This window comes from Ruegeria sp. BHSA191 (assembly GCF_059613325.1).
The window spans coordinates 1-7,915 of record NZ_JBXWSH010000033.1; the positions used below are offsets into that span (position 1 = coordinate 1).

The 7,915-nt window shown below is 63.6% G+C and carries 7 protein-coding genes and 1 tRNA gene; 5 read left to right on the forward strand and 3 right to left on the reverse strand.

The genetic code is table 11. The annotated features are described in order from the left end of the window. Positions 1-1,231, forward strand: a 1,231-nt coding sequence (locus AC2FNS_RS17925) for a recombinase family protein (protein WP_496803937.1), incomplete at its 5' end; no start/stop codon positions are given. Positions 1,232-1,581: 350 nt separating this feature from the next. Here the strand turns inward: AC2FNS_RS17925 and AC2FNS_RS17930 are convergent. Beyond that, a tRNA-Ser gene (locus tag AC2FNS_RS17930) sits at positions 1,582-1,671 on the reverse strand. Between the two features lie 554 nt (positions 1,672-2,225). After that, positions 2,226-3,188, reverse strand: coding sequence for a hydroxymethylbilane synthase (gene hemC / locus AC2FNS_RS17935; RefSeq protein ID WP_496687576.1), 963 nt, complete (start codon positions 3,186-3,188; stop codon positions 2,226-2,228). A 106-nt stretch (positions 3,189-3,294) separates the two neighbouring features. Here hemC and hemE point away from each other — a divergent pair, with 106 nt between their 5' ends. Further along, a complete protein-coding gene (hemE, locus tag AC2FNS_RS17940) occupies positions 3,295-4,329 on the forward strand; it encodes a uroporphyrinogen decarboxylase (RefSeq protein WP_496713527.1) in 1,035 nt (344 codons plus the stop codon). Positions 4,330-4,409: 80 nt separating this feature from the next. On the opposite strand, the gene AC2FNS_RS17945 is transcribed toward hemE, so the two are convergent. After that, positions 4,410-5,504: a CaiB/BaiF CoA transferase family protein gene (locus AC2FNS_RS17945; RefSeq protein WP_496713525.1), complete on the reverse strand. Its 1,095-nt coding sequence runs from the start codon at positions 5,502-5,504 to the stop codon at positions 4,410-4,412. A gap of 172 nt (positions 5,505-5,676) precedes the next feature. Here AC2FNS_RS17945 and AC2FNS_RS17950 point away from each other — a divergent pair, with 172 nt between their 5' ends. From AC2FNS_RS17950 to AC2FNS_RS17960, 3 genes are all read left to right on the forward strand, one after another. Then, the gene (locus AC2FNS_RS17950) at positions 5,677-6,969 is read left to right on the forward strand and encodes a TAXI family TRAP transporter solute-binding subunit (RefSeq protein WP_496713523.1); all 1,293 of its coding nucleotides are present in this window, start codon (positions 5,677-5,679) and stop codon (positions 6,967-6,969) included. 74 nt (positions 6,970-7,043) lie between these two features. Beyond that, complete coding sequence (locus tag AC2FNS_RS17955) at positions 7,044-7,556, forward strand: SRPBCC family protein (RefSeq protein WP_496713521.1); 513 nt, start codon at positions 7,044-7,046, stop codon at positions 7,554-7,556. Between the two features lie 90 nt (positions 7,557-7,646). Beyond that, positions 7,647-7,915 (forward strand): ATP-binding cassette domain-containing protein (locus tag AC2FNS_RS17960; RefSeq protein ID WP_496803938.1); only part of this gene is annotated, 269 nt, incomplete at its 3' end.

The window sequence follows — 7,915 nt, forward strand, 5'->3', positions numbered from 1 at the left end:
CAAGAAGAAGGGGCTCTGGATGGGTGGCGTCCCGCCGCTCGGGTACAATCCGCATCCAGATCCAAAAACCCGCGGTCTCGTCATCAACGCAGTTGAGGCAGAAACCGTTCGGACGATCTTCGCGCTCTACGACGACCTCGGCTGCCTGAACGCCGTGATGCGCCGGGCCAATGATTTGGGCCTGCGCTCCAAGCTGCACCGCTTCCGCTCCGGGCGGGTCCAGGGTGGCAATTCGTTCTCGCGCGGCCAGATCTATGCGCTCCTGCGCAACCCGATCTACATCGGCAAGATCCGCCACAAGACCCGGGTCTGGGATGGGCAGCACGCCTCAATCGTGGACGAGGCCCTGTGGGACCGGGTCCAATCCAAGCTCCAGGCCGCCAGCGGGCGCCCGCGGGGCCGTAAGGGTCCTGCGGACTATCCCGGCACGGACCGCGTCGCCCCACTGACGGGAAAGCTGCGCGACGACACCGGCGACAGACTGACCCCGACGCACACCCGGCGTCATGGACGGCAAATCCGGTACTATGTCTCGAACCGGCTGGTCTCTGGCGGCCCGGATCCCGCTGGATGGCGACTGCCTGCAGCCGCGCTGGAGCAGGCGGCGGCGGAAACCGTTGCCAACCACCTCTTCGCTCTCGCCCGCGACCACCGGATCTGTGCAGAAGCGGACCTGCAGCGGGGCAACGCCATCAGGGACAGGGTGCGCTACCTCTCCAGTCAGCTTGCCGCAGGCACGCCCGGTCTGCTCGCCGGTCTTCTGGCCGAGGGGTGCATCGGGAAGAACCGCATCGTCCTGAGGCTGCAGGCCACGGCGCTCGCCGAAGCACTCGATCTCCATCCGAACGCGATCAATCCGTCAGCCCTCTCGATCGAGGCCCCCTTCGCCCTTCGGCGTCGGGGCGTGGAAGGTAAGATCGTCGTCGGGGAGCGCGCGCCACGGCCCGATCGCACGCTGCTGCGCGCCCTGGCGCAGGCCCATGCCTGGGTGGCTGATCTGCGCAGCGGAAAGCCGCTGAGTGAAATTGCCGCCGCGACCACGCACTCGGAATCCTACATCCGCACCCGGGCGCAGCTGGCGTTCCTGGCGCCTGCCATCCAGCGCGCTATCCTCGAAGGGCGCCAGCCGGCCGACCTGACACTCGAACGGATCATCCGCAAACCCATGCCGCTGGACTGGGCCACGCAGCTCAGGTTGTACGGGTTCGCGCAAAACCCGCCACATCTCTGATCCGCAAAAGGGGTTCCCTGTTCCCGCGGAAAACTTCCCTGATAATCGCGAAAAGATCCCTGTTATTCTATGCAGGGAATTCTTGCGCAACGCACTGATAACACGTGATGATTCAGGGACCAAAATCACCAAAATGCCCCAAATTCGAAGAATTTCCCTGTATTTTCCCTGTTAGCAGGGAATTTTGGCGCTAACCGAAGCGCGTGATGGTGCCTCCGGAGACACTGCGCCGAAATCGCGCCAGCTCATGGGACTACAGTCGTCTCTCCGGCAGACGGCATAGCCCAAGCGCCCGGAAAAACGGGAGAAAACAGGGAAAGAAGGACTGCGCTGACAGAGATAGGGGTGGGTGGCGGAGACGAAGGGATTCGAACCCTCGAGACGGTTTCCCGCCTACTCCCTTAGCAGGGGAGCGCCTTCGACCACTCGGCCACGTCTCCGTTGGCGGGTATATCCTTGCCCGACACCCGGATACAAGGCGATTTTCCAGCAAAGATCCATTTTTTGTGAACGTTAGAAACTCGACGGGATGACTCGTGTCATCTCATTGGCTTGTTCGGGATGAGTCGCGAACAGAAACAGTTGCTGAGAGGTTGCGAGCACGATGTCTGTTTCCGCGATTGCTCCAACCGAAAGGCGGACGGAACCAGGACAAGCTGCACGCAATGGCAAAACGTTCCTCCGCAAAGTTCAACCACGTCAAACACAGGCGCGACGAATGAGGTCGATTCGGCCCAGTTTTCCCGTCTGCGACCAGTTACCAATCTGGTCGTACCTTTGGTGCGGTCGTCGACGGACCGCTGCCAGCATTTTGGCAACGGTCCGTCTCGATCAGGCCGTCAATCCGGTCTCGCCCCCTCGAATACCAACTACAAAGAATACGAAATAAAATCTTCGATACATTCGAGACCAGCGACTTGCCCGATCCGGTATACCAGTTATGCCGGGGATCAACTTCCGCGACAGTGAAGCAGTTCACATTCCCGAAATTTTTCTAAATTTTGCGCCAATCGAAAAAGCCCGGCCCTGCTTGCCCAAGCAATCTGGTTGCCATGGCGCGGCCCATCTCTAAAGCGTCTTCGATGGCGCCGGTCAAAGTATCGGAGATCGATTCGGAGCCGTCGGGGCGCAGGACTTCGCCGCGCAGACGCAGCTGGCCATCCGCTATCTCGGCCAAGCCGGCGATCGGCGTTTCGCAGGACCCGTCCAGGGCGGCCAGCAAGGCGCGTTCCGCCGTCAGGCGTTGGGCGGTTTCCGCGTGATGGATGGCCTCCAGCATTGCGGCGGCCCGGCTGTCGTCCGCGCGGCGTTCGATGCCGATCGTGCCTTGCGCGATGGCCGGCAGCATGTCGTCCGGCGAGATCGCGGTGGCAGGCACGTCCTGCATGTTCAGGCGGCGGAGGCCGGCCATGGCCAGGAACGTGCATTGGGCCACACCATCGGCCAGCTTCTTCAGCCGGGTCTGCACGTTGCCCCGGAATTCGACCACGTTCAGATCGGGTCGGCGGTGCAGCAATTGTGCCCGCCGCCGCAGCGACGAGGTGCCGACGACCGCGCCCTCGGGCAGGTCAAGGATCGAGCTGAGGCGAGGCGAGATGAAGGCATCGCGCACGTCCTCGCGCGGCAGGAACGTGTCTAGCACCAGCCCCTGCGGCTGTTCGACGGGCATGTCCTTGGTCGAGTGCACGGCGATGTCGATGTCCCCACCCAGCATCGCCTCTTCGATTTCCTTGGTGAACAGGCCCTTGTTTCCGATCTCTTTCAATGGGCGGTCCGCGTCGATCATGGCGCGGTTGTCGCCGGTGGTCTTGATCACCACGATCTCGAACGCCTGTTCCGGGAGATCGAAGGCATCGCACAGCCGCTGACGGGTTTCATGGGCCTGGGCCAGCGCCAGCGGCGAACCACGGGTGCCGATCTTCAGCGGCGATGCGGGGGTGGGCAGGGTCAAAGTCATGGGCACAGCTTTAGTCGCGTCACATTGCCCTGACAATGGGGGCCACGCTTGACATTTTGCCGCTGAAGGCGGACCCGTTGCGCGAACCGGAATAGTGGGGGCTGACATGGCCGAGAACAAGAAACTGCTGCGGGCGCTGGCGGGCGAGGTACTGGACACGCCGCCGATCTGGATGATGCGACAGGCCGGACGCTATCTGCCCGAATACCGCGCGACGCGGGAACAGGCGGGCGATTTCCTGTCGCTGTGCTACACCCCCGATCTGGCGGCCGAGGTGACGCTGCAGCCGATCCGCCGCTATGGGTTCGATGCCGCGATCCTTTTTGCCGACATCCTTCTGGTGCCGCAGGCGCTGGGCGCCAATCTTTGGTTCGTCACCGGTGAAGGGCCGCGCCTGTCGACGATCACGCAGCAATCGGATTTCGACGCCTTGAAACTCGTTGATACGATCCACGAAACCCTGTCGCCCGTCTATGAAACCGTGCGTATCCTGTCGCGCGAACTGCCGTCCGAGACGACGCTGATCGGCTTTGCCGGCGCCCCGTGGACCGTTGCGACCTATATGATCGCCGGGCGTGGCACCCCCGATCAGGGTCCCGCCCACGCCCTGCGTGAGGAAAACACTGCGCTGTTCGAGGCGTTGATGGACCGGATCACGGCGGCCACGATCGAATATCTTTCGGCTCAGATCGAAGCGGGGGCCGAGGTGGTCAAGATTTTCGACAGCTGGGCCGGGTCGCTGAAAGGTGAGGCTTTCACCAAATACGCGGTCGAGCCGTGCCGAATCATCACCGAGGCGCTCAAGGAACGCCACCCGGGCATTCCGGTTATCGGTTTCCCGCGTGAGGCGGGCGAGGGTTATGTCGGTTTCGCGAAGGCCACCGGCGTCGATTGCGTGGCGCTGGACAACTCGGTTGCGCCGGAATGGGCGGCCGAACAGGTGCAGGTAGATGGCTGCGTGCAAGGCAACCTGGCCTCGTCGCACATGGTCACCGGCGGGCAAGCGCTGGTGGATGAGACCCGTCGCATTGTGCGCGCCTTTTCCAAGGGGCCGCATATTTTCAACCTGGGTCACGGGATAACACCGGATGCCGACCCGGAAAATGTGCAGTTGATGATCGACACGGTGCGCAGCGGGTAGGCAGCGTGCGAGGGGGCCAGCCCCCTCTTGGCCGTTGGCCAATTCACCCCCGGGATACTTTCGGCCAGATGAAGGGTGTGTCAGGTCTTTTGGGAGCCTTGGAGTTCGGTCAGGATTTCGGTCGTGTGTTGGCCGCGGGCCGGGCTAGGTTTCGGCTGCCATTGATGGGTGGAGAAGCGCGGCGCGGCGGCGGCCTGCAAGGTGCCGTCTGCCGCGCGCCAGGTTTGGCGGGCAGTATTCATCGGATGGGTTGCGGCCTCGTCGGGGCTGAGCACCGGGGCGACGCAGGCGTCTGAGCCTTCAAACAGTTCGGCCCAATGGTCGCGCGGTTTGGTTGCGAAGATTTCCGCCAGATGCCGGGTCAGGTCTGGCCAGCGTGTGCTGTCGTATTGTTGCTGGAATGCTGGGTCGTGGGACAGGCCCAGGATTTCCAGGAATTGGGCATAGAATTTCGGTTCGAGACATTGGACCGAAACAAAGCCGCCATCCGCGCAGGTGTAGGTGCGGCTCCAATGCGGGCCGTCCAACAGGCTTTGGCCGCGCGTGTCGGACAGGTTGCCGGTCTGGCCCAGGCTCATCAGCAGGTTCATCATATGCGCGGACCCGTCGTAGATGGCGGCGTCGACGACCGTGCCCGTGCCGGTTGCGCGCGCGTTCAGCAGCCCGGCCAGTATGCCGGTGACCAGATACATCGCGCCGCCGCCGATGTCGCCGACCAGCGTGGCCGGGGTCATCGGTTCGGTGCCGGGTGGAGAGCCGTACCAGAGCGCTCCGGACAGGGCGATGTAGTTCAGATCATGTCCTGCGGTGTCGGAAAGCGGGCTGTCCTGGCCCCAGCCGGTCATGCGGCCATAGACCAGCGCCGGGTTCAGAGCGTGGCAGGTATCGGGCCCCAAGCCCAGCTTCTCCATCACGCCGGGCCGGAAGCCCTCGATCAACGCGTCGGCGGATGCGATCAGGCGCCGGGCGATTTCGAGGTCGTCGGGGTCCTTGAGGTCGAGCGCGATCGAGCGTTTGCCCCGGTCCAGCACGGATCGGTCCGGCATGCCCGGTGTGACGGCACCCCCCTTGCGGTGGATGGTCACGACATCGGCCCCCAGATCCGCCAGCAGCATGGCGGCGAACGGGCCGGGGCCAAGCCCCTCGATTTCGACGACGCGGAATCCGTTGAGCATATGTATCCTCCCGGTTCGCGATGCTTTCGGCTTGGCCATGCGAATGCAAGGGCTGGGTGCCGAAAACGTGGCGTCGGGTGAAAAAACCGATGAACGGCCCGGTCTTCGGGGCGCTTGCAAGCCAGGGTCGGCTGGCCTAGCGTTTTCGGCGGGATGTGGAGCGAGGGCTGGAATGCGGCTTTGGATCATGATCGGCGCGGCGCTGGTGGCGGCGGCATTGACCGCGATCGTCCTGCATCTGCACCCTCCGGGCAGCCTGCGGATGGCCGGAGGCCCGAGCGGCGGGGCCTATGAGCAGATCGCGCAGGACTATGCCGAGATTCTGGCGCGTGACGAGATCCGGGTGGAGATTCTGGAAACTGCGGGTTCGGTCGAGAATGCCCGTCTGATCGAAAGCGGCGAGGCAAATGCCGCGCTGCTGCAAGGCGGCATCGTGGTCGATCCCGACAAGGTCGAAGCAATCGGAACGGTTTTCTACGAACCGATGATATTCATGACGCGCGCGGATGCCAGTATTCCCAGCAACCCGGCGCTTTGGCGAGACCTTAGTATCAACCGTGGCGCGGACGGGTCGGGCACGGCCGATGCCTTTCGCGATTTCGAGCGTGTGGTCGGCCTGTCCGAGGCGGACAACATCCATGTGTCGCTCGATTATGATCAGGCTGCCGAGGCCTTGCTGGACAACAGGTTGGATATCGCGGTCTTCGTTGCCCCGATCGAGGCGCCCTACCTGCTGGCGGCCTATCAGGAGCCGGGGCTGAAGGTGCTCGAACTGGAGCATGTCGAGGCGATCTCGCGCCGGTTGTCCTATGCGACGGTGGTCACGGTTCCGGCCGGCGGAATGTCACTGGATCCGGTCCTGCCGCCGCGGCCGGTCAAGTTGATCGCGCTGCAAGCGCGATTGGTCGTGCAGGCCGACATTCATCCCGCCCTGGTCAACCGTCTGACGATGGCCGCGATCGAGTTGCATCGGGCGCGGGGCATCATCACCGATGCAGGAGAATTTCCGGGAGTCGAAGGAACGGGCCTGCCGGTCAGCAGTGCCGCGCGAAGGTTGATCGACGAAGGCCCCAGCACGTGGCACAATCTTCTGCCCTATTGGATCGCGGCCCAGGTCAACCGCGTGTTGCTGCTGTTCCTGCCATTCTTTTTCATCGTGGTGCCTTTGGTGCGTGTACTGCCCAAGGCCTATGCCTATCTGCAACGGTGGCGTGTCTGGCAGCATTACCCCGAAATCCGGCAGATCGAGCTTGAGCTTGCCGCCGACCCGTCGCCGGATCAGCTTGGGGACATGCAGGCGCGTTTGCACGAACTGGATGAACGGCTGGCCGAGCTTCGATTGCCGGCCGCTTACCGGCAGGGCCAGTATGACGCGCGGCTGCATGTCGATCTGGTCCAGAAGCGGGTTGCCGAATTGCAGGCACAGGTCGACCTGCGGCAGGCGCACCGCGCCACCCGCGCATGATGGCTGTTGCAAGCTACCGTCTTTCGGGGCTAGGTCTTTTGGGAACCATGCCAGGCAAGAAAGGGGGCGCACCCATGCAGATGAGTGACACGCGCGAGATTCAGGCGGCGCCTGCGGATGTCTTTGCGGCTCTGCTGGACCCCGAGGTCCTGAAAGCCTGCGTCCCCGGCGCGCAAGAGGTCACCGGCAATCCGTCCGACGGGTACGAGGCCACCGTGGTGCAGAAGGTCGGCCCGGTGAAGGCGACGTTCAAGGGGACGGTGACCATGTCGGACATGGTCGAGGGTCAGCGCCTGACCATCGAGGGGGAAGGCAAGGGCGGGGCCGCGGGCTTTGCCAAGGGCGGCGCCACGGTGACCTTCGCCCCCAGCGACAGCGGCGGAACCGTTCTGTCCTATGACGTCGAGGCCAAGGTCGGCGGCAAGCTGGCGCAATTGGGCAGCCGCCTGATCGACGGCTTTGCCAAGAAGATGGCCGATCAGTTCTTCGCCAACCTGCAGGAGCATTTCGAAGGCCCCGCCCAGCCTGACGAGAGTGCCGACCCCGAAAGGAAAGGGTGGCTGGGCCGCCTGACCGGGCGCGACTAGGTCTGCACGGATGCGCATGCCTTTGTGCGGATTCGGCCTGTTCCGGGCAGGATCGGCGCGCTAGGGTCTGCGCCGGAACGGGAAGGACGCATGACGACCATTCTTTCGATCAAGGATCTGCGCAAAACCTATGATGACGGTTTCGAGGCGCTCAAGGGCGTGTCGCTGGACATCCGGCAGGGCGAAATTCTGGCCCTTCTGGGGCCCAACGGCGCCGGCAAGACCACGCTGATCTCGACCATCTGCGGGATCACCACGCCGACCTCTGGCACCGTCACCGTGGGCGGGCACGACATTCAGGCCGATTTCCGGGCCGCGCGTCGGATGATCGGCCTTGTGCCGCAGGAAATCGCGCTGGA